This is a genomic window from Microbacterium sp. G2-16M, from assembly GCF_055809115.1.
In genome coordinates this window covers 2008789-2029848 of record NZ_CM147897.1, presented here as the reverse complement: position 1 = coordinate 2029848, position 21060 = coordinate 2008789, and the positions used below count along the sequence as shown (strand labels likewise).

The 21060-nt window shown below is 69.3% G+C and carries 23 protein-coding genes; 14 read left to right on the top strand and 9 right to left on the bottom strand.

Going from position 1 to position 21060, the window contains the following annotated elements; genetic code table 11:
- Nucleotides 1–7: 7 nt before the first annotated feature.
- From AC0L6F_RS09615 to AC0L6F_RS09600, 4 genes are all read right to left on the bottom strand, one after another.
- Nucleotides 8–1159 carry a cytidylyltransferase domain-containing protein gene (locus AC0L6F_RS09615; protein WP_473537703.1) on the bottom strand — a complete coding sequence of 384 codons (1152 nt, stop codon included), beginning with the start codon at nucleotides 1157–1159 and terminating at the stop codon, nucleotides 8–10.
- On the bottom strand, nucleotides 1156–2511 hold the full coding sequence (locus AC0L6F_RS09610) for a polysialyltransferase family glycosyltransferase (protein WP_473537702.1): 1356 nt from the start codon (nucleotides 2509–2511) through the stop codon (nucleotides 1156–1158). The genes AC0L6F_RS09615 and AC0L6F_RS09610 overlap by 4 nt, the downstream gene beginning before the upstream one ends.
- Nucleotides 2508–3485: a glycosyltransferase family 2 protein gene (locus tag AC0L6F_RS09605; RefSeq protein WP_473537701.1), complete on the bottom strand. Its 978-nt coding sequence runs from the start codon at nucleotides 3483–3485 to the stop codon at nucleotides 2508–2510. The genes AC0L6F_RS09610 and AC0L6F_RS09605 overlap by 4 nt, the downstream gene beginning before the upstream one ends.
- Nucleotides 3486–3658: 173 nt before the next feature.
- Nucleotides 3659–4996: an MFS transporter gene (locus AC0L6F_RS09600; RefSeq protein WP_473539987.1), complete on the bottom strand. Its 1338-nt coding sequence runs from the start codon at nucleotides 4994–4996 to the stop codon at nucleotides 3659–3661.
- Between the two features lie 280 nt (nucleotides 4997–5276).
- On the opposite strand from AC0L6F_RS09600, the gene dnaK reads away from it, so the two are divergent.
- The 7 genes from dnaK (at nucleotide 5277) to AC0L6F_RS09565 (ending at nucleotide 10205) form a co-directional block, all read left to right on the top strand.
- Nucleotides 5277–7145: a molecular chaperone DnaK gene (gene dnaK, locus AC0L6F_RS09595; RefSeq protein ID WP_473537700.1), complete on the top strand. Its 1869-nt coding sequence runs from the start codon at nucleotides 5277–5279 to the stop codon at nucleotides 7143–7145.
- Between the two features lie 5 nt (nucleotides 7146–7150).
- Complete coding sequence (locus AC0L6F_RS09590) at nucleotides 7151–7813, top strand: nucleotide exchange factor GrpE (protein ID WP_473537699.1); 663 nt, start codon at nucleotides 7151–7153, stop codon at nucleotides 7811–7813.
- An 18-nt stretch (nucleotides 7814–7831) separates the two neighbouring features.
- On the top strand, nucleotides 7832–8818 hold the full coding sequence (locus AC0L6F_RS09585) for a DnaJ C-terminal domain-containing protein (RefSeq protein WP_473537698.1): 987 nt from the start codon (nucleotides 7832–7834) through the stop codon (nucleotides 8816–8818).
- A 104-nt stretch (nucleotides 8819–8922) separates the two neighbouring features.
- Nucleotides 8923–9384: a heat shock protein transcriptional repressor HspR gene (locus tag AC0L6F_RS09580; protein ID WP_473537697.1), complete on the top strand. Its 462-nt coding sequence runs from the start codon at nucleotides 8923–8925 to the stop codon at nucleotides 9382–9384.
- On the top strand, nucleotides 9381–9584 hold the full coding sequence (locus AC0L6F_RS09575) for a hypothetical protein (RefSeq protein WP_259612961.1): 204 nt from the start codon (nucleotides 9381–9383) through the stop codon (nucleotides 9582–9584). Before AC0L6F_RS09580 ends, AC0L6F_RS09575 begins: the two co-directional genes overlap by 4 nt.
- Nucleotides 9585–9646: 62 nt before the next feature.
- A complete protein-coding gene (locus AC0L6F_RS09570) occupies nucleotides 9647–9880 on the top strand; it encodes a hypothetical protein (protein ID WP_473537696.1) in 234 nt (77 codons plus the stop codon).
- A 1-nt stretch (nucleotide 9881) separates the two neighbouring features.
- On the top strand, nucleotides 9882–10205 hold the full coding sequence (locus AC0L6F_RS09565) for a type II toxin-antitoxin system PemK/MazF family toxin (RefSeq protein ID WP_274636329.1): 324 nt from the start codon (nucleotides 9882–9884) through the stop codon (nucleotides 10203–10205).
- A gap of 23 nt (nucleotides 10206–10228) precedes the next feature.
- Here the strand turns inward: AC0L6F_RS09565 and cls are convergent, their stop codons facing one another.
- Complete coding sequence (gene cls / locus AC0L6F_RS09560) at nucleotides 10229–11698, bottom strand: cardiolipin synthase (protein ID WP_473537695.1); 1470 nt, start codon at nucleotides 11696–11698, stop codon at nucleotides 10229–10231.
- A gap of 101 nt (nucleotides 11699–11799) precedes the next feature.
- On the opposite strand from cls, the gene AC0L6F_RS09555 reads away from it, so the two are divergent.
- From AC0L6F_RS09555 to AC0L6F_RS09540, 4 genes are all read left to right on the top strand, one after another.
- Nucleotides 11800–12972, top strand: a complete 1173-nt coding sequence (locus AC0L6F_RS09555) for a DUF4185 domain-containing protein (protein WP_473537694.1) — start codon at nucleotides 11800–11802, stop codon at nucleotides 12970–12972.
- A 169-nt stretch (nucleotides 12973–13141) separates the two neighbouring features.
- Nucleotides 13142–14485 carry an ABC transporter substrate-binding protein gene (locus AC0L6F_RS09550; protein WP_259612957.1) on the top strand — a complete coding sequence of 448 codons (1344 nt, stop codon included), beginning with the start codon at nucleotides 13142–13144 and terminating at the stop codon, nucleotides 14483–14485.
- A gap of 63 nt (nucleotides 14486–14548) precedes the next feature.
- Nucleotides 14549–15505 (top strand): carbohydrate ABC transporter permease, encoded by a 957-nt coding sequence (locus AC0L6F_RS09545; protein WP_274636326.1) that lies wholly within the window; start codon nucleotides 14549–14551, stop codon nucleotides 15503–15505.
- Nucleotide 15506: 1 nt separating this feature from the next.
- Complete coding sequence (locus tag AC0L6F_RS09540; protein ID WP_274636325.1) at nucleotides 15507–16382, top strand: carbohydrate ABC transporter permease; 876 nt, start codon at nucleotides 15507–15509, stop codon at nucleotides 16380–16382.
- A 139-nt stretch (nucleotides 16383–16521) separates the two neighbouring features.
- Here AC0L6F_RS09540 and AC0L6F_RS09535 read toward each other — a convergent pair whose 3' ends face one another.
- The 3 genes from AC0L6F_RS09535 to AC0L6F_RS09525 are packed head-to-tail and all read right to left on the bottom strand — an operon-like array spanning nucleotide 16522 to nucleotide 18418.
- Nucleotides 16522–17124, bottom strand: a complete 603-nt coding sequence (locus AC0L6F_RS09535) for an energy-coupling factor transporter transmembrane component T (protein WP_274636324.1) — start codon at nucleotides 17122–17124, stop codon at nucleotides 16522–16524.
- Nucleotides 17118–17807 carry an energy-coupling factor ABC transporter ATP-binding protein gene (locus AC0L6F_RS09530; RefSeq protein WP_473537693.1) on the bottom strand — a complete coding sequence of 230 codons (690 nt, stop codon included), beginning with the start codon at nucleotides 17805–17807 and terminating at the stop codon, nucleotides 17118–17120. Before AC0L6F_RS09530 ends, AC0L6F_RS09535 begins: the two co-directional genes overlap by 7 nt.
- Complete coding sequence (locus AC0L6F_RS09525; protein WP_473537692.1) at nucleotides 17804–18418, bottom strand: biotin transporter BioY; 615 nt, start codon at nucleotides 18416–18418, stop codon at nucleotides 17804–17806. The genes AC0L6F_RS09530 and AC0L6F_RS09525 overlap by 4 nt, the downstream gene beginning before the upstream one ends.
- Nucleotides 18419–18478: 60 nt before the next feature.
- Here AC0L6F_RS09525 and AC0L6F_RS09520 point away from each other — a divergent pair, with 60 nt between their 5' ends.
- Nucleotides 18479–19063, top strand: a complete 585-nt coding sequence (locus AC0L6F_RS09520; RefSeq protein ID WP_473537691.1) for a TetR/AcrR family transcriptional regulator C-terminal domain-containing protein — start codon at nucleotides 18479–18481, stop codon at nucleotides 19061–19063.
- A 13-nt stretch (nucleotides 19064–19076) separates the two neighbouring features.
- On the opposite strand, the gene AC0L6F_RS09515 is transcribed toward AC0L6F_RS09520, so the two are convergent.
- Nucleotides 19077–20042: an IS481 family transposase gene (locus tag AC0L6F_RS09515; protein WP_274636416.1), complete on the bottom strand. Its 966-nt coding sequence runs from the start codon at nucleotides 20040–20042 to the stop codon at nucleotides 19077–19079.
- A gap of 425 nt (nucleotides 20043–20467) precedes the next feature.
- Here AC0L6F_RS09515 and AC0L6F_RS09510 point away from each other — a divergent pair, with 425 nt between their 5' ends.
- Nucleotides 20468–20692, top strand: a complete 225-nt coding sequence (locus AC0L6F_RS09510) for a ribbon-helix-helix domain-containing protein (RefSeq protein WP_274636320.1) — start codon at nucleotides 20468–20470, stop codon at nucleotides 20690–20692.
- Nucleotides 20689–21060 (top strand): type II toxin-antitoxin system PemK/MazF family toxin, encoded by a 372-nt coding sequence (locus AC0L6F_RS09505; RefSeq protein WP_274636319.1) that lies wholly within the window; start codon nucleotides 20689–20691, stop codon nucleotides 21058–21060. The genes AC0L6F_RS09510 and AC0L6F_RS09505 overlap by 4 nt, the downstream gene beginning before the upstream one ends.

The window sequence follows — 21060 nt, the reverse complement described above, 5'->3', positions numbered from 1 at the left end:
GATGCCGTCAGGTGCCCAACACGCGGGTGACCAGCTCGCGAACGGCCCCGTGCCCGCCGCGTCTGGTGAGCACGACCCGTGCCCGGGCGCGCACCTGCGGGTGGGCGTCGGCCACGGCCACCGGCCAGCCGACCAGCGCCATTGCGCCGAGGTCGTTCACGTCGTTGCCGAGGTAGGCGATCTCGGCCAGCGGGATGCCCGCATCCGCCGCCCACGCGCGCAGCGCCGCCGCCTTGTCGGCCGAGCCGTGGATGACGGGGACCCGGAGCTTGGCCGCGCGGGCGCGCACCACCGGGTTGGTCTCGGTGGACAGGATGAGCAGCGGGATGCCGGCGGTGCGCAGCAGCGCGACCCCCATGCCGTCCTCACGGCTGACCCGCACCTGCTCGCGCCCGTCCTGATCGACCTGCACGGTGTCGTCGGTGTGCACGCCGTCGAAGTCCGTGACCACCGCCCGTGCCGTGATCGGCTCGGGCGCATCCAGCAGTCCGGCCAGGGCGGATGCCACGGCCAGCTGATCCTCGTCGTCGATCTCGATCGCGGTGCGCTCGGGCACCTCGACGATGCCGATGCGCCCGAAGAACCGGTGCCGGGCGGCGCGGAACCCGTCCGCGCCGAAGGCGTAGAACGCGCCGGTCTCGACGTAGTGCGGTTCGCGGTCCTGCCGGCGGGGGCGGTGGGATGCCTCGTGCCCGACGGCTGCGGCATCCCCGTCGTCCGTCCGTCGCCACACGAAGGCGAACGACTCGTGGGCCGAGAACGCGCAGTCCCAGCGATCGGAGCGGATGCCGGCCACGGCAGCCGCGATCCCGTCCGTCGGGAGGAAGGGGGATGTCGCCTGGACGAAGACCACGACCTCGAGCCGGGCGCCGGAGCGCTCGAGCTCGTCCATCGCGTGCAGCACCGCGGTCTCGCTCGAGGCGGTGTCGCCGGACAGCTCGGCCGGGCGGCGGATGACGCGCGCCCCGGCCTCGGCCGCGACCGCGGCGATCTCGTCGTCGTCGGTGGAGACCACCACCAGGTCGATGCCGCTCGCGGCGGCGGCCGCCCGCACGGCGCGGGCGATCAGCGGCACGCCGCCCACCGGGCGGACGTTCTTGCGCGGCACGCCCTTCGACCCGCCGCGGGCGGGGATGATCGCCGCGACGATCCCGGTCATCGCCCGCGCACCGCCCGCCACGCGCGCTGGCAGCGGCGGCGGAACCCGCGCACCGCCAGTCGCGCCTCGTCCGCGCGACCGTAGCCGCCGGTGCCGCGCAGCGTCCAGGTCAGGCGGCCCAGCCGGGTCGCCCCGGGCAGTCCGAGCTGGGCCAGCCGTGCCGCGGAGAAGTATCGGGTGCGCTCGGCCGGGCTGATCCGGGCCAGCAGCTCTTCGGCCCGCGGCCGCAGCTGCTCGGCGATGCGCGGCTGCATCGCGTACCCGACGGCGTCGACGAGCAGCTGCAGCTCGCCGGTCGCCGCGAACGGCGAACCCGGGCGGGTGAGCGCGTCGACGATGGTCGCCGGGATGCGATTGCCGTTCTCGAACGGGGCCAGCCGTTCCAGCACGACGTCGTTGCCCACGGCGGCGATCGGGGTGCCGGCCAGCGCCTGCACGGTCGGCAGCGCGGTGGAGAACCCGGCGGCGACCCCGACGGCGCTCAGGCGCACGGCCACGACCTCGGCCGGGACGTCGCCGCCGTAGGTCGTGAACGCGACGCCTCGCTGCAGCGCGCGGGCCCGGACGGCGTCGGTGAGCGCGGGCGGTGCCGACGGGTGCGGCTTGAACACCACCCGCTCCACGCCCCAGTCGCAGGCGCGATCGATCATCTCCTCCTGCATCGCCAGCTCCTCGCCGGCCGAGACGATCTCCAGCGCGGTCAGGTACTGGCCGAGCACCAGGGCGGTGCTGGCCGGATCCCGGGCGAGCAGCTGGAGCTCGGCATCCGTCGTCGCCTCGTCGACCTCGGCGATCGCCCGGGCGAACGCCGCCGCCGGGACCGGGATGCGGGCGGCCTGATCGAACAGCAGCGGCTCGATCCCGGGCACCACGTCGGCGTACACGACGCTCTCGACGCGCTCGACGACCGAGCGCGGCATCCGACTGCGGATCGGCGAGTACGTCATCAGCCCGTCGCCGATGATCGACAGCGTCGCCCGCGAGAACATCGACAGGAAGATGCGGGTCGGGGCGACCTGCGGGGTCTGCACGAACACATGCAGCGGCTCCTCGCCCAGCCCCCACGCACGCCGGAACAGCCGCTCCAGCAGCGGGAGCTCCTGCTCGCGCGGCGACCATCCGGTGGGATGCAGCGGCGACAGCAGTGCGGTCAGCGGCTCGATCCGGTCGAACCGGCTCAGCAGCGGTCGCAGGTGCGGGGCCTCGTCCAGCCCGCGGTGGATCTCGGGGACGGCGGCGGAGTTGATCGGCACCAGGATGCGCTCGTCGGCCGGCTCGACCAGCCCCTCGTCGATGGCCGAGACCGCGGTCATCAGCCCGTACGCGGTATGCAGAGCGAACAGCTGGATCATGCGGTGACCGCCTTGCGCAGCGGTCCGGCCAGCACCCGCCGCCGCGGCTCGCTCAGGCGTGGCAGCGCGCGGACGAGCGCGTCGTGGGGCAGCCGGGCCAGCAGCGCGCTCATGCCGTCGCGCAGCTCGCGGCGCAGCTCGGGAGACATGGAACGCGCCCGCACCAGGTGGCGCGAGCCGACCGCCAGCACGGTCGCGACCACCTTCGGGACGAACCGGGCGGCCTCGGCATCCGTCTCGACGATGTCGATGACCTGCCCGAACGCGCGCGTGAAGTCCAGCTGGCGCCGATCGCGCACCTGGGTCAGCGAGGTGGAGATGCCGCGGCGATACAGCAGGTGGGGCGCGTCGACGAGGGCGAAGGATGCCGCCTGCAGGTGCAGCCGCCAGATCCAGGGGCGGTCCTCGGCCGTGAACAGGCCCGATGGGAACACCGCGAGCCCGTGCTCGAGCACCGAGCGGTGGAACATGCCGGCCCAGGCATATGGATAGTCGACCATCGTCGAGTCGTCGGCCGGAAGGATGGCCTCACGCGGCGAGAAGACCCGATTGCGCCAGGTGAACGGCGCCTTCACGAGCGCCCGGCGGCGCCCCGTGACGGTCACGTGGTCCGTGCGCACGAAGTCGCAGCCGAGCGCGCGCACGGCGTCGACCAGGGTCTGCAGCCGAAGCGGCTGCATCCAGTCGTCGCCGTCGACGAAGCAGAAGAAATCGCCCTCCACGTGGGCCAGACCCTGATTGCGGGCGCTGGCCAGGCCGATCGGCTCGGGGTTCGTGATCAGCTGGGCGTGGCCGAATCGCTCCGCATAATGCCGCATGTGCGTGCCGGTCTCGTCCCGGGAGCCGTCGTCGATGGCCACGAGCTTGAGCGCGCCCGGATCGTCGAACTGGCGCAGCAGCGTCTCCAGGGTGGTGCCGATGTAGGGTCCGGCATCCTTCGCAGGCAGGATGACCGTCGCGATGGGTCTGTGCACTTCGACTCCCGACGTCGTCCGGTGTTGCTGGCGTGCACAGATCGTGCCAAGCCGGGGTTACGGCATGGAGTCGTCGGGGTGAACGGGCGGTGGCGCCTGTGCCACCGGGAGGCGTGACCTCGCGCCGGGGCGAGCGGGAGGGCGAGTGCGGATGGAGCGGGCGCGGGGACGGGTCAGAGGCGCACGTGCTTGGGCAGCCGGACGAACAGCAGCAGGATCAGGCCGGCAAGCAGCACCAGCACGATGCCCAGGATGCCCCAGTAGGTGGCGCCGAACCAGGCGATGAACAGCGCCCACAGTCCCGGGGCGAGGAAGCTGGCGACCCGCCCGGTGGTGGCGTACAGGCCGAAGATCTCTCCCTGCATGCCGTCCGGGGTCACCCGCGCCAGCAGGGAGCGGGTCGCCGCCTGCGCGGGCCCGACGCAAGCCGACAGCACGAGTCCGCCGATCCAGAACGGCAGCTTGCCGGCGTCGTGCATGAGGAAGACGACGAGCGCCATCGCCACCAGGATGCTCAGCGAGGTGATGATCACCGAGCGAGCGCCGTAGCGGTCGTCCAGTCGTCCGGCGAAGATGGTGGCGATGCCCGCGACGACGTTGGCGGCGATGCCGAACAGGATCACTTCGTTCGCCGAGAACCCGTAGACGACCGCGGCCAGCACGCCGCCGAACGCGAACACGCCCGCCAGGCCGTCGCGGTACACGGCGCTGGCCAGCAGGAACCAGAACGTCGACCGGTGGTCGCGGTACAGCGCGGCGATGTCCTTGACGAGTTCGACGTAGCTGCGGAAGAACCCGACCCGCGGCGCACCGAGGCTCGGCGGGGTCTCGGGCACGTTCACGAACAGCGGGATGGCGAACACGATCGTCCACACCGCGCAGCCGACCGCGATCAGCCGGTAGGCCAGGCCGTTGGAGGTGTCCATGCCGAACCAGTGCACGGCGTTCAGCACGACGACGATGCCGAGGGCCAGGATGCCGCCGATGTAGCCCATGCCCCAGCCCAGGCCGCTGACCTTGCCGATCGTCTTGGGCGTGGAGACCGTCACCAGGAGGGCGTTGTAGTTCACGCCGGCGATCTCGGAGAACACCGAGCCGACCGCCACGGTGATGGCCCCGAACCAGAAGTAGGCCGGGTCGGCCTGAACGAAGAACAGCGTGAACTGGGTGAGCGCCAGGAGCACCGTCGCGATCAGCAGCCAGCGCTTTTTGCGTCCGGCGCGGTCGGCGCTCTGCCCGAGCACCGGTGCCAGCAGCAGGATGGCGATGCCGGCCCAGAACGCCACGAACCCGTAGCCGCTGCTGAGGTCGGCCAGCGCCTTCTCCTTGATCGGGTCGGAAGGATCCAGCGCGGCGACGTCGGCGGGCAGGAAGCTGTCGGAGACGAGGAACAGCGACACGAAGACGAACGTGAGGACGACGGAGTTGAACGGCTGCGTCGCCCAGTCCCACATCGCCCAGGACCACACCTGCCGGCGGGGTACCGGAGCCGCGTCGGGGGTGGTCGCCATCGCAGCGGTGGAGAAGCGCGGGTCGGGGGCATCGGTGCCGGTCACGAAGCTCACGCTACGGGACAACCGGGGTGGATGCCACGACCCGCCCAGGACGCCGCGGCACGGCACCCGCACACCGAAGTGCAAACTTGAGTCCGTCCATATCAACTTCTTTGACAGCGCGGCATCGGCGACGTACACTTGAGTCATCGCGACTCAACGTCAGTTCCGTCGCTCCGTGACTTCATCAGACAGCCGGGCCGAGGCATCCGTCTCGCCCACGAAAGGAAGAGAACACATGGCACGTGCAGTGGGTATCGACCTCGGAACGACGAACTCCGTCGTCTCCGTCCTCGAGGGCGGCGAGCCGAAGGTCATCGCCAACGCCGAGGGCTTCCGTACGACTCCCTCGGTGGTCGCGTTCACGAAGGACGGCGAGGTGCTGGTCGGCGAGACCGCCAAGCGCCAGGCCGTGACGAACGTCGACCGCACCATCACCTCCGTCAAGCGGCACATGGGCACCGACTGGAAGACCCAGGCCATCGACGGCAAGCAGTTCACGCCGCAGGAGATCTCGGCGCGCATCCTGCAGAAGCTCAAGCGCGATGCCGAGCAGTACCTCGGCGACACCGTGACGGATGCCGTCATCACCGTGCCCGCGTACTTCAACGACGCCGAGCGCCAGGCCACGAAGGAGGCCGGCGAGATCGCGGGCCTGAACGTGCTGCGCATCATCAACGAGCCCACCGCGGCGGCCCTGGCCTACGGCTTGGACAAGGGCAAGGAGGACGAGCTCATCCTGGTGTTCGACCTCGGCGGCGGCACGTTCGACGTGTCCCTGCTCGAGGTGGGCAAGGACGACGACTTCTCCACCATCCAGGTGCGCGCCACCGCCGGTGACAACCGCCTCGGCGGCGACGACTGGGACCAGCGCGTCGTGGACTGGCTGATCAAGCAGTTCAAGGACACCACCGGCGTGGATGTCTCGGGTGACAAGATCGCGCTGCAGCGTCTGAAGGAGGCCGCCGAGCAGGCCAAGAAGGAGCTGTCCAGCTCGACGTCGACCAGCATCTCGCTGCCGTACCTGTCGCTGACCGAGTCCGGCCCGGCGAACCTGCAGGAGACCCTGACCCGCGCCAAGTTCGAGGACCTCACCAAGGACCTGCTGGACCGCACGAAGAAGCCGTTCGACGACGTCATCCGCGAGGCCGGCATCAAGGTCGCCGACATCGACCACGTCGTGCTGGTGGGCGGATCGACCCGCATGCCCGCCGTGAGCGAACTCGTCAAGCGCGAGGCCGGCTCCGAGCCGAACAAGGGCGTCAACCCGGACGAGGTCGTCGCCGTGGGCGCCGCCCTGCAGGCGGGCGTCCTGAAGGGCGAGCGCAAGGATGTGCTGCTGATCGACGTGACCCCGCTGTCGCTGGGCATCGAGACCAAGGGCGGCATCATGACCAAGCTCATCGAGCGCAACACGGCCATCCCGACCAAGCGCAGCGAGACCTTCACCACCGCCGACGACAACCAGCCGTCGGTGGCGATCCAGGTCTTCCAGGGCGAGCGCGAGTTCACCCGCGACAACAAGCCGCTGGGCACGTTCGAGCTGACCGGCATCGCGCCGGCCCCGCGCGGCGTGCCGCAGGTCGAGGTCACCTTCGACATCGACGCGAACGGCATCGTGCACGTGTCCGCGAAGGACAAGGGCACCGGCAAGGAGCAGTCGATGACGATCACCGGCGGGTCCAGCCTGCCCAAGGACGACATCGAGCGCATGGTGCGCGAGGCCGAGGAGCACGCCGCCGAGGACAAGAAGCGCCGCGAGTCCGCCGAGACCCGCAACCAGGCCGAGACCCTGTCGTACTCGATCGAGAAGCTGATCAAGGACAACGAGGACAAGCTGCCGACCGACGTCAAGGACAGCGTGCAGGCCGACGTCGACGCGCTGAAGACCGCGCTGGCCGGCGAGGACGACGACGCCGTGAAGACGGCGTACGACACGCTGAACCAGAGCCAGCAGAAGCTGGGCGAGGCGATCTACCAGGCGGCGCAGGCCGAAGGCGCACAGGGCGACCCCAACGTCGCCGACCCGGGCAACGGCGATGTGCCGAACCCCGAGGAGGACGTGGTCGACGCCGAGGTCGTGGACGACGAGGACGAGAAGAAGTAGGGGACATGACCGACAAGGACTTCGATGACGACGAGGTCCGTCCTGGGCCCACACGCCCGGAGGCTCCGCGCGGCGCGTCAGCGCCGCGTGGAGAAGGCGTGGGGAACGGCGAGGGGTCGGAGGCACAGGCCTCCGGCCCCGAGTCGCAGGACGAGACCGCACCGGATGCGGACGACGAGCTGACCGTCGACGACATCCTCGGGGCGATGCAGAATCCGGATGCCGCGGCGGAGGACGCCAAGCTGGCCGACCTCGAATCGACGCTGCTGAACGACCTCAAGCGGCTGCAGGCGGAGTACGCGAACTACCGCCGGCGCACGGAGGAGCAGCGGCAGGTCGAGATCGACCGGGCCAAGGGCGAGGCCGCCAAGGCGCTCCTGCCCGTGCTGGACGATCTCGATCGCGCGCAGAAGCACGGCGACCTCGACGAGGGATCCGCGTTCGCGCTGATCGCGGAGAAGGTTCGCGGCATCGTCGAGCGGATGGGCGTGGTCGCCTACGCTGAGGCTGGCGAGCCGTTCGATCCGCAGCATCACGAGGCGGTGTTCCAGCAGCCGACCCCCGGTACGACCGAGCCGACGATCCTCGAGGTCGTCGAGGTCGGCTACCGCCTGGGATCGGTGGAGCTGCGTCCGGCCAAGGTCGTGGTCGCCGTTCCGGCCGACTAGGGCCGGGGAGGAGCATCCATGGCCAGTCAGGACTGGTTCGACAAGGACTTCTATGCCACGCTCGGGGTGTCCAAGGACGTCGACGATGCCGAGCTGAAGAAGACCTATCGCAAGCTCGCGCGCAAGTACCACCCGGATTCGAATCCGGGAGACGCCGCCGCCGAGGCGAAGTTCAAGGAGATCAGCGAGGCGTACTCGGTGCTCTCCGACAAGGAGCAGCGCACCGAGTACGACCAGATCCGGGCGATGGGCTCGGGCGCCCGCTTCACCGCGGGCGGCCAGGACGCCGGCGGCTTCGAGGACGTGTTCAGCATGTTCGGCCAGGGGCGCGGCGGCGGCACCCGGTTCCAGACCTCGTCGGGCAACTTCGAGGACATCTTCTCGATGTTCAACCAGCCCGGCGGATTCGGCGAGCCCACCGGCGGCTACCGCGGCTACGGCGGTCCGCATCGGGGGGCGGATGTCACGGCCCACACCACGCTGGACTTCGTGACCGCGGTCAAGGGCGAGACCATCACGCTCGCCGGCGAGGACGGCAAGCCGTTCAAGGTGAAGATCCCGGCCGGCGTCTCGAACGGACAGAAGGTGCGGCTGCGCGGCCGCGGACGCCCCTCGCCCGACGGCGGGGAGTACGGCGACATCGTCGTGACGGTGACCGTGCGACAGCATCCGATCTTCACCCGTGACGGGCTGAACCTGCGCGTGACCGTCCCGGTGACCTTCACCGAGGCGGCGCTGGGCGCGACCATCGAGGTGCCCACCCTCGGCGGCGACCCGGTGCGGCTGCGGGTCGCGCCGGGCACGCCGTCCGGGCGCGTGCTGCGCGTGAAGGGCCGCGGGGTGGAGACCAAGAAGGGCACCGGCGACCTGCTCGCCGAGGTGCAGGTGGCGGTGCCGTCGCACCTGGACGACAACGCCCGCGAGGCGCTGCAGCGATTCGCCGATCTGGAGCCGAAGGAGAACCCGCGCGCCGACCTGATGGCCAAGGCGCAGACCGCGCGTTGAGCGAGCGAAGCGTGGAGACTGACAGGTCGTTGAGCGAGCGAAGCGAGACGAAACGCCCGGGGCAGAGAGAGCGCCTAAGTTAGTCAGCAAGGAGGTGGATTCCGATGCACGATCAGCGGCCCGACGACGAGGCGCCGATCTTCGCGATCGCCGCCGCCGCCGAACTGTCCGGGATGCATCCCCAGACGCTGCGCCAGTACGACCGGATGGGGCTCGTGGTCCCCGCACGCACCCAGGGCGGGTCGCGCCGGTATTCGCTGCGGCACATCCGGCAGCTGCGCGAGGTCGCGCGGATGTCGGCGGATGGCATGAGTCTGCCGGCGATCGTGCGCATCCTGGAGCTCGAGGAGCACGTGCGCGACCTGCACGTGCGGGTGCAGATGCTCGAGGAGCGCGTCCGCGTCGAGGTGGAGAACAGGCCGGGCGCCCGGGTGTTCGCGGCCGGTTCGACCGGCGCGGTGGTCACGCTGCGCCACGGTCGGCGCGTGCGCCGCGCCACCGACATCGTGCTGTGGACCCCGCGCCAGGCGCTGCCGCCGGGGACGGATGCCGACGACCAGGGATGACTCGGTCGGAATACGAGCCGTTCGCGTACCGGGTGACCAAGGCCGGTGACGTGCTGATCTCCCGCGCGGGACGTCTGGTCACCACCGTCCGCGGTGCGGGCGCGGCGCGGCTGATCGCGCGACTCGGACGGGACGAGGCATCCGATCAGGCGGCGCTGCAGCGCGTCACCGGCAACTACCGGCGCGGCAACGAGCACTGAGTGATCGAGCGGTGAGGCGCGGGTGCATCCCGATGTGGGATGCACGAGGGTATGATGAGGGCATGTCGACCCAGATCGCCGTGCGGCTTCCGGAAGCGGTGGTGGAGTTCCTCGACCAGCAGGTCGCCGATGGCCGGGCGCCGAGCCGCGCGGCTCTCGTGACGTCCACGCTCGAGCGCGAGATGCGCCGGATCCTCGCCGAACACGACGTCGACATCCTCACGCGCTCGGGAACGAGCGACGACTTGGACGCGCTGGTGGACTGGACCGTCACCCACGTCGCGATCGAGGACTGACGTGCGTGAGATCTGCCTCGCGCGCCTCGACAAGACGCGCCCCGTGGTCGTCCTGACGCGCGACGCCGCACGGGCGACGATGACGAAGGTGACGGTCGCGCCGATCACGTCGACGATCAAGGGACTGAGCAGCGAGGTTCTCCTCGGCGCTGAGAATGGGCTCGATCACGCGTGTGCGGCAGCCGTCGACAACGTCGTGACGATCCCGGTCGCGGCACTCGGCCGCACGGTCGGATTCCTCACCGGCCGACAGGAGGCCTCCCTCGCTCGCGCGGTGGTGCTGGCGTTCGACCTGGACCTTCCGCTCATGGATGCCGCGCGCTGAGCGTGCGCGCAGCGGCTGCCCGCTCAGTTCAGCGCTGAGGTGAGGCGGGCCAGGCCGTCCAGGAAGGTCGCCTTGCCGGGCTCCCTCCGCCATTCGTCCAGCGTGAGCTCGCGGCCGGCGTCGCGGTAGTCCTGCTCGACCGCGCGTATCGCGGCGGTGAAGGAGGCGCCCCGCACCAGCAGCGAGATCTCCATGTTGAGGCTGAACGAGCGGATGTCCATGTTGCTGGATCCGATGACGGCGAGGTCGTCGTCGATCGAGAAGTGCTTCGCATGCAGGATGTACGGCGCCGGGTAGAGGAAGATCCGCACGCCGGCCTCCAGCAGCGTCTCGTAGTACGAGCGCTGCGCGTGGTAGACCAGGCCCTGGTCGCCGACCTCCGAGACGAACAGCTGCACCTCGAGGCCGCGTTCGCAGGCCGTGGTGATCGCATAGACCATCGCCTCGTCGGGCACGAAGTAGGGACTCGTGATGATGACCCGCTCGGTCGCCCCGTGGATCATCGACAGGAACAGGCGGAGGTTGTTCTCGGTCGCATAGCCCGGGCCGCTCGGCACGAGCTGGCAGCTCAGCGGCGCCGCATCGCCGGCGGCCGCGATCTCGCTGGTGGGCACGTGCTCGGCCCACAGCTCCTCGCCCGTCTCGATCTGCCAGTCGGTGAGGAACACGGTGTCGAGCTGGGCCACCACCGGCCCCTCCACCCGCGTGACGAGCTCCTGCCACTGCAGGCCGCGGGAGATGTTCTTCGGCGCGTTGTAGTGGCGGGCGACCAGGTTCTGCGACCCCATGAACGCCACCTGGCCGTCGACCACGACGAGCTTGCGATGGTTGCGCAGGTCGGGCCGCTGATAGCGGCCTCGGAGCGGCTCGACCGGCAGCATCCACGACCACCGCACGCCGATGCGGTCCAATTCGGCGAACGTCTCCTTCGAGGCGGGGATCTTGCGCGAGGCGATGTAGTCCGCGAGCAGACGCACGGTCACGCCGCGGGTGACCGCCTCCTCCAGCGCCGCGAAGAATCCCCGGGTGGTGTCGTCCCACGCGAGGATGTAGAACTCGACGTGCACGAAGCGCCGGGCCCGCCCGATCTCTTCGGCCATCGCGTCGATCGACCCCTGATAGTCCGGCAGGAGCGTCGCCGCGTTCCCGTCCAGCGCGGGCAGCGTGGTGAGCGCCTCGTTCTGCACCGCCACCCGCTGCAGCCAGCGCGGCCACGACGACGTGTCGGCGCGCGGCTCGCCGGCGCTACGCGCGCGGATCGCGTCGTCGATGCGCGCCTGCGCCTCCCGTCGCTTCTTCGGCAGCCGGAAGCTGCCGATCAGCAGGAAGAGCACGATCCCGACCAGCGGCAGCAGCAGGATCAGCAGCAGCCACGCCATCGCCGCCGTCGGCTTGCGGCGCTTGGGGATGACGATGAGGGCGGTCAGGTCGATCGCGAGGGTGACGAGGGCGGCGAGGACCCAGATGAGATTCGCACCGAGGAGGGGGTCCATGAGTCGACCCTACGAGGTGGCGGTGCCGCCTCTCGCCCCGATCGGGTGAGCTGCGGAGCTGAAATCGATTTCGCTAGACTGGCGGCTGATCAAGGAGGATCATGCCTCGTGCCCCTCGCTGTGGCCCGCACGATCGCCGTCGCCTGCGGCGCATCGCCGTCGCGGCATCCGCGGCTCTGATGGCCGTGCTCGTCGCGTGTTCCGGAGGTGACGGCGTGAGGGTGGATCCCGATTCCGACAAGCCGTTCGTGCTCGGCGGGGTGAGCGCGGTGACGCAGGTCGCCCGCCTCACCGGCCCGGACGCGATCAACGACACGCAGAGCGTCGGCGTCGCCGGCACCGACCTGGGCTCGATGGTCAATCTGGGGGAGCAGACGTTCTTCTTCTTCGGCGACACGTTCGGCGAACGCGAGCCGGACAGCTACGGCGGGCAGGGCGGCTTCTGGCGGTCGAACGTCGCCGCTCACACCACCGACGACGACCCGTCCGACGGGATCACGTTCGACGGGTGGGCGCCGGTGGACGACGTCGGTCTGGCGGCGGCGATGGTCGAGGGGGAGCACGAGCCGGACGACACCGGCGAGGTCACCAAGATCCCGACCTACGGCTTCACCGTCGATGGAGCCCTCTACATCTTCTACATGTCGGTGCGGCACTGGGGCGCAGCCGGAGTCTGGGATGCGAACTACTCCGGGTTGGCGCGGTCCAGCGACCAGGGGCGGACGTGGATCCCGCTTCCGTCCCCGCGATGGCCGGGCGGATCGGACTTCATCCAGGTGGCGACGGCGGCCGTATCGGACGACGGTCGCGACTTCATCTACCTCTGGGCCATCCCGGCAGGGCGGTTCGGATCGGTCCGCCTGATGCGGGTGCCCGCGACGACGGAGGACGTCGAAGATGCGGCGTCGTACACGTACTTCGCCGGCACCGGGTCCGACGGCGACCCGCGGTGGAGTGACCGGATGACGGATGCCGCGACCGTGCTCGACGGCACGATCGGCGAGCTCTCGGTGATGTGGTCGACGTACCTGGACCGGTGGCTGATGACCTACTCGGATGCCGGCAACGCCTACATCCGAGAGGGGATCACGCCGTGGGGGCCGTGGGGCGAGCCGATCGAGCTGGCCGCGGCATCCGACTACCCGGGCCTGTACGCCCCCTTCATGAACCCGCGCTACGTGGCGGACGGAGGCCGGCGCATCTACTTCACGATGTCGCTGTGGGGGCCGTACAACGTGTTCTGGTTCTCGGCTGAGCTGGACCGCGCTGATTAACGGTCCGGTATCAGCCCATTGCAGATGAAATCGATTTCGTCTACTCTGGCGAGCGACGAGATCAACGGCGACTCACAGTGGTACGCGAGTCACCCGCTCGGCACCACCCGCCGGTGTCAACCGGTCACAGCGACGGTTCATCGATGAGCCGTGTTCCTGAGGAGGACGAATGCACAAGCGTAAGAGCAGGCTTCTCGCCGTCGGCGCGGCCCTTGTCGTAGCGGGTCTGGGGCTCTCTGCATGCTCCGGCGGCGGAGGCGGGGCCGATGCGAACGGTGTCACCACCATCACGTTCTGGCACCGCACGTTCACGCCCCCGGAGAACGCCTGGTACAAGGACATCGTCAAGAAGTTCAACGACTCGCAGAGCAAGATCAAGGTCGTCGACACCGAGGTGCCGGCCGACGCGTGGGACCAGAAGATGAAGGCGGCGCAGGCTGCGGGGAAGGCGCCGGACATCTACACGCACTCCGGCCCGATCCAGGACGCGGTCAACGCCGGCCAGCTGTACGACCTCGACAAGGTCGTCGACAAGGCGGCGCTGCAGGAGATCCTGCCGGCGGCGCAGTCGGTGTCCGAGCTGGACGGAAAGTTCTACGCCTACCCGCTGCTGCAGGAGGCGCAGGCCGTGCTGTTCTGGAACAAGGACATGCTGACCGCGGCCGGTGTCGACGCCGACGCCGGACCGACCACGTGGGACGAGCTGATGGCGGACTGCGCGAAGATCAAGCCGACGCTGAAGGCCGGGCAGTTCTGCATCTCGCCGGCCGGTGATGCCGCGACCTTCGCGTGGTCGACCGTCGGGCAGCAGTACAACTTCGCCGGGCACACCGCGCTCACGGATGACTGGACCAAGCCCGACATCGACAACCAGGGCTATCGCGACCTGATGGCGCAGTACAAGGAGCTGTGGGACAAGGGGTACATGCCTAAGCAGGCGCTCGCCGCCTACGTGGAAGGCAAGGACTTCGGCCAGCAGAAGGTCGCGTTCAAGGTCTCGGGCTCGTGGATGATGTCTGAGATCGGCTCGGACTACAAGGATCTGCTCACCAAGACCGGGGTCGGCGCGTTCCCGAACGCGCCGCAGGCCGACGGGCGGACCGCGACGACTCTGGGCAACTTCAAGTGGGTCATCGACGCGAAGTCGAAGAACGCGGATGCCGCGGGTCAGTTCCTGCAGTGGTCGATCGCGGGCGACCCCGCGAACGTGGTGCCGTTCTTCGTGAACACGCAGTTCACCAAGATCCCGGTGCGCAAGTCGGTGCAGGAGGCGGTTGCCGCAGATGAGGCGGCGGCCAAGGCGCCGTGGTCCGACATCCTGGTCAACCAGATCGCGCCCACCGCGATCCCCGAGCCGATCTACCCGTGGGATGTGTCCCTGGCCGTCGGCACCGCGATGGAGTCGGTGATGAAGGGTGCGGCCTCGCCGGACGCTGCCATCAAGACCGCCGACGCGGCGATCGCGAAGGTCATCCAGCAGAACGACCTGCCCAGCAAGGCGCCGAAGAACTAGGCGCCCACTGTTCGGGGGCCGGGCTCGACCGGCCCCCGAACAGCGTGTCGAAGGGGTGAGAGCATGACCGTGATGCATCCGACCATGACCGAGACCGAGGTTCTGACGGTGCCCGATGCCGGCGACGCCCGGCGCCGACACCGCAGGTACCTTTACCGCGACGGCAAGGTGGCGTACTGGCTCGTGCTGCCGGCGATCGTCCTGCTCGGGATCTTCGTGATCTGGCCGGCGATCTACGCGGCGTACCTGTCATTCCAGGACTGGAGCTTCTACAAGGCCCCGGAGTTCGTCGGCTGGCGCAACTACACGAACGTGCTCACCGACCCGCTGTTCTGGGCCGCGATCGGGCGGGGCTTCGTGTTCGTCGCGATGACGGTCCCGCCGATGCTGCTCCTGGCGTTTGCGTTCTCGAGCCTGGTCGTCGCGGTCTCGCGACGATTCGCCAGCATCCTCAAGGTCTCGATCTATCTTCCGACGATCATCTCGACCGTCATCACGTCGATCATCTTCGTCATCATCTATGACTATTCGGGCGGCCTGCTCAACGCGCTGCTGGGGCTCTTCGGCATCGACCCGGTCGCCTGGATCGGAGACCCGAAGTGGGCTCTGCTGGCGATCGCCATCCCCGCGATCTGGCTCGGGATGGGCCTCACCTCGCTCATCATGGTGGCCGCGATGATCGACATCCCCACCGAGTATTACGAGGCCGCGGCGATGGAGGGCGCCAACTGGTGGCAGAAGACCTTCTTCATCACGATTCCGCAGATGAAGAACATCATCCTGTACCTGCTCGTCACCGGGTTCGTCGCCGCCATTCAGCAGCTCGACCTGCCGCTGGTGATGACCCAGGGCGGACCGCTGGACTCGACCACGCTGCCGAACCTGTTCATCTTCAACCACTTCACGAACGACGTGAACGTGGGCTACTCGATCGCCGCCGCGCTGCTGCTGTTCGTCGTGCTCGGCACGGTCTCGGCGCTCATCTTCCGATTCGTCAACTCCGAGAGGCTGGTGGACTGACATGGCCGTCGTCGCACAGCAGGTCGCGCCGGCCCGTCGGCGCCCGCAGCGCACCACGGCGTGGTGGCTCTACACGGTGGGCAAGGCGATCGTCGGAGCGGTGTTCGTGCTGGTCGCGCTGTTCCCGCTGCTCTGGCTGCTGATCGCCGGCTTCAAGTCGAAGAACGAGGTCGTGGCGACCCCCTTCCAGTTCTTCCCGGAGGTGTGGAAATGGGAGAACTACGCGCAGATCCTCGGCGATCCCACCTTCCTCCTGACGATGGGGTGGACGTTCCTGGGGGCGGTGCTGTTCACGGTGCTCGCGCTCACGGTCAACTCCCTGGCCGCATACGCGTTCGCGCGCCTCGACTTCCGCTTCAAGCGCACGCTGTGGGTCGCCGTCATCACGACGATGTTCATCCCCGGCATGACGATCCTGCTCACGAGCTTCATCGTCGTGACGGATCTCGGCATGCTCGACAGCCTTGCCGTCCTCGTCATCCCGGGTGCGGCCACGGCGGCGATGATCTTCTTCATCCGGCAGTTCTATCTCAGCATCCCGTCGAGTCTGGAAGAAGCCGCGATGCTGGACGGCTGCGGCCGCCTGCGGATCTTCTTCTACCTGTTCCTGCCCCTCTCCAAGCCCCCGTTCGTCGTCATGGGAATCACGGCGTTCCTCGCCTACTGGAATTCGTACGTCTGGCCGATCCTCACCATCACCAGTCCCGAGAGGTTCGTCGTGCAGCAGTACCTCGCCACATTCCGCACCGGCCGGGGCAGTTCCGAGCTCGGCCTGCTCATGGCGGGGTCGGTCCTGGCGGCGGCTCCGGTGATCATCCTGTTCCTCATCTTCCAGCGCCAGATCATCGGCAACATCAAGATGGCCGGGCTGAAGTAGCGCGCGTGCATCGGCGACCGGCTCGCGGATCGCGTGGTGGTGACAACCGGACGTGATGCGTATCGTCGGCGAGACGGCGTCGCCGTTGTGCCTCTCGCCCTGCTCGGCCGCTGATCAGGGGTGATCGGGCAGTCCGCCGCTACCGCACGCCGCGGGCGGCCAGCGCGTCGCCGAGCTCGTCGGCGTGCTTGAGCGTCGTGACCAGGTAGGGCACGGCGAATCGTCGGATGCCGACGCGCGCGCCGCGGGCGCGCTGGGCGTCGCGCACATCCCGGGCGATCCGCGCGAGGTCCGGGATGGTGCCGACTGTCACTGTCAGCATCAGCGCTGCACGGGCGGGGTCGAGGCGGACGAGTGAGAGCGGTGCGAGGCCGCGCTCGAGCGCATCCAACAGCGCGGTCACCGGCGTCGTCAGCGCGATCAGCCCGGCCAGCAGCACGGCAGACGTCACCCGCACGGTGTTCACTGCAGCGGGCAGCGGGCCGAGGAACACGAGCTGGCCCGCGACCATCAGTGCGATCACCCAGCGCAGCGACCAGGCCTGGCGGCCCAGCACCCGCAGCCCGCGCATCCCCAGACCGACGAGATGGGCGAGCAGGCAGACGCCGGCCGCGACGCCGGCCGCCCAGAGCGCGGTCGGCAGCAGCGAGACCGCGAGCACCAGCGCGATCAGCGACACGAGCTTCGGGCCGGCCGGCATCCGGTACAGCGGTCCGCGTCCAGACCGGTACAGCGTCAGCACGCGAGCGCCTCCTCGTACGCGGCGATGACCTCGTGCGCGTCGCCCGACGCGCGCACGGTTCCGTCCAGGAACAGCACGGCCGCATCGCATCGGCGTGCGAGCGCGAGGTCGTGCGTGGCGAGCACGAGCCGGTGACCGGCGTCGGCGAGCAGATGGTCGGCGATGCGGCGGGCGTTGCGCGCATCGAGGTACGCGGTCGGCTCGTCCGCGACGACGAGAGTCGGCTCGCGCACGAACGCGCCGGCGAGGGCGAGCAGCTGCTTCTGCCCGCCCGACAGGTCGTGCGCGGGGCGATCGGCGAGCGCGGTGAGCCCGAAGCGCGCGAGGGATGCCTCCACGCGAACCGCCTCTGCCGCGCGATCGCGGCGCTGCCCGCGCTGCGGACGCAGTGAGAACGCGACATCCTCGGCGACGGTCGGCATGACGATCTGCGTGTCGGGATTGCTGAACACGACCGCCACTCGACGGCGCAGCGCGGTCGTCTCGCGCACCGGGTCCAGGCCCAGCACCTGCACGGTGCCGGATGTCGCCGGCACCAGCCCGGCGATCAGCCGGGCGAAGGTGGACTTGCCCGAACCGTTCTCACCGATCACCGCGACCGTGCGCGCGTCGACTTCGAGCGTCACGTCGTGCAGTGCCTCGACCTCGCCGAGGCGCACCGACGCATGCGCGAGTCGGATCATGCGGCATCCGAGCGGACCGATGTGGCGGCGAAAGTACGGCCGAATGCCCGCGGATAGGCGCGCACGAGCGTCATGGTGACCGCCGTGGCGACGACGGCCTTGATGATGTCGCCGGGAAGGAAAACGAGGCTCGTGAGCGCGGTCTCGGGCACCGGCATCCGCGTCACGAGTGCCTGGAGCGGAATGCCGCAGGCATACATCACTCCGATGCCGCCGACCGCGATCCCCAGTGCCGTGCGCCACAGCACCGGGCGACGGCCGCCGGCGTGCACGATCAGTCCGATCACGAGTGCGCCCAGCACGAAGCCGAGAAGGTAGCCCGCCGACGGGCCGACGAAGACGCCGATGCCGCCCCGCCCGCCCGACAGCAGCGGCAGACCCACCGCGACCAGCGCCAGCAGCACCGTCATCGACAGCGCGCCGAGCCACGGTCCCAGGATCGCCCCGGCGAGCATCACGCCGAGCGTCTGCGCGGTGATCGGCACGGCGCCGAACGCGGTGAACCCGCCCGGCAGCCCGAGCACCGCGACGATGCCGGCGAACACGGCGACGCGGGCGATATCGGTGGCGCCGAGACGGTGTACGGCGGGGCGTGCGGTCACGTCGGTCATCTGTGCGTCATCCTCTTACTGAACGGTGTTCACCTGAACGCTGTTCACTATAGTGAGGGGATGCGACTCGGCGAAACCGCACGGCGCCACACGCGCGACGATGTGGCGCGGACGGCGCTGCGGCTTCTCGACGACGTCGGGCTGCCCGATCTCACGATGCGGCGGCTGGCTGCCGCGCTCGAGGTGCAGCCGAGCGCGCTGTACCACCACTTCCCGAACAAGCAGACGATGCTCGCCGAGCTGGCGGAGCGCATCGTCGCCCTGCGGTCGGAGCCCCCGGCATCCGGAGACTGGGCCGCCGACGTGCGGGCCGCCGCGGCCGGCCTGCGCGATGGACTGCTCGCCTACCGGGACGGGGCGGAGGTCGTCGCGAGCACGCTGAGCATGGGACTGGGGGCGGATGCCGCCGCCAGGCGTCTCGCCGAGGCGATCGCCGGAGGCGGTTTCGACGAGGCGACGGTCACCCGGGCGTCGACGACGCTGCTGCACTTCGTGCTGGGGCATGTCTCACACGAGCAGCAGCGACTGCAATTCGACAGCCTGGGCGTGGTGGCGCCCGACGTGGTCGATGACTCGGCCGCCGCGTTCGCATTCGGGGTCGACCTGCTCGTCGACGGCCTGCGCGCCCGCGTCGCAGCGCGCTAGCTGTACCCGGCCATCAGGTTGGTAGCAGTCGGCTGATCGGCGGGTGGCCTCCGAGTGCGCTATGGCGACGTTCATTGTTGTAGTGCTCGAGCCAGGGTGCAAGGGCTGCGGCTCGCTCTGCATTGCTGGTGAAGGTCTGGCGGTAGGCCCACTCGGTGGCCAGGGTCCGGTTCAGTCGCTCGACTTTGCCGTTCTGCCAGGGGCAGTGGGGCTTGATGAACTTCTGCCGGATCTCGTGCGTCGCGCAGACCTCGCGGAGCGACCACCTGTAGGCCCAGGCGTTGTCGGTCATCAACCGCTCGATCCGGGTGATGCCGTGCGCGGCGAAGTAGACGATCGCGCGCTCGAGGAACGCAGCGCATGTCGGCCCCTTCTCGTCGGGAAGGATCTCGCTGTAGGCCAGCCTGGAGTGGTCGTCGATGAGGGAGTGGACGTAGTCGAAACCGACCTTGGTGTTGCGGTCGCGTTGGATCGACGCGCTGGCGCGGCCGTGGGCGCGCCATCCGCCGCCGTCAGGGATCCGGCCGAGCTTCTTCACGTCCATGTGCACCAGTTCGCCCGGCTGGTCGCGTTCGTACCGCACTGCGGTCTGCTTCGAGGAACGGATCACTTCGCCGGTGATCGGATCGCATTCGCGCAGGTAGGGCACGTTGTGCCGGCGCAGGATCCGGGACACCGTTCGTGCGGGCACCCCGACCTTCGGGCCGAGGACATCGGGGCCGCTTCGCTCCTTGGCCCGTGCAGTGAGGACCCGCTGCTCGATCTCGTCGCTGGTTCTCGTGGGCATCGTGTGAGGTCGTGACGACCGCGTCGCGAGTCCAGCATCGCCTTCGGCGCGAAAACGATCGATCCAGGTCTTCACGCACTTCCGGGAGATGCCCATCGCGGCGGCGATATGGGCTTGCGGCCAACCCGCTTGGTGGCGTTGGACGATCAATCGGCGACCGTGAACGGTCAGTCGCGCGTTACCGTGGGACACGAGAACCTCCGGTGGGTCGTGGGCCTTAGACAAGCCACATCCCACTCGGAGGTTCTCGTTCGCTCAACCAGGCTCGCCGCTACCAACGTCCTGGCCGGGTACAGCTAGCGCCCCGGTCTGCGTCCGCGCCTCCGCGCATCTGCACCTGCGCGCATCTGCGCGTGCGTGCGCGTGTGTGCGTGCGCGCTACGCCTCGGGATCGTACGATTTGGCCGAGTGAACATCAGTCTGCGCCATGTTTGATGTGCACTCGACGATTTCATGTGCAGTCAGTGACGCTCGGTGGCAGTCGGCGGCAGGCGGCGGCGGCGGCGCTCGGCGGTGTTCGGCGGCAGGCGCCAGAGGCGGCAGTCGGGGCAGTCGGTGGCACTCAGGGCCAGGCTACGGTCGGTCGCATTCCGATGCGACCGGAGTAGCATCGAGACATGGGCGCCAAGGTCAGCATCAGCTTGGGCGAGGACGACATCGCCGCACTCGATGCGGACGTCCTCGCCGGCCGCTTCGCGAGCCGCTCCGCCGCGGTGCAGCGGGCGCTTCAGCTGCTGCGTGAGAGCGAGCTCGCCGATGCCTACGCGGAGGCGTTCGGCTCGTGGGTGGATGACGGTGAGGCGGCCGCCTGGGATCCGGCGACAGACGACCAGGTCGCATGACCGGCGACGGCGTCACGCTCGTCCGCCGCGGGGCGATCGTGCTGGTCGACCTCGATCCGGTCTCCGGTTCCGAGGCGTCCAAGACGCGACCCGCAGTCGTGGTGAGCAACAACACCGCGAATACGGCCGCGGTGCGGACGCGGCGCGGCGTGATCACGGTCGTGCCGATCACGAGCAGCACCGCACGAGTGTTCCCGTTCCACGTTCTCCTCGACGCCGATGCGACCGGCCTCAGCCACGAATCGAAGGCGCAGGCCGAACAGGTGCGTGCCGTGTCGATCGGGCGGATCCTGCGCATCGTCGGCTGGGTTCCCGCCGAGGCGATGACGCAGGTGGATGCCGCACTGCGTCTTCACCTCGCGCTCTGA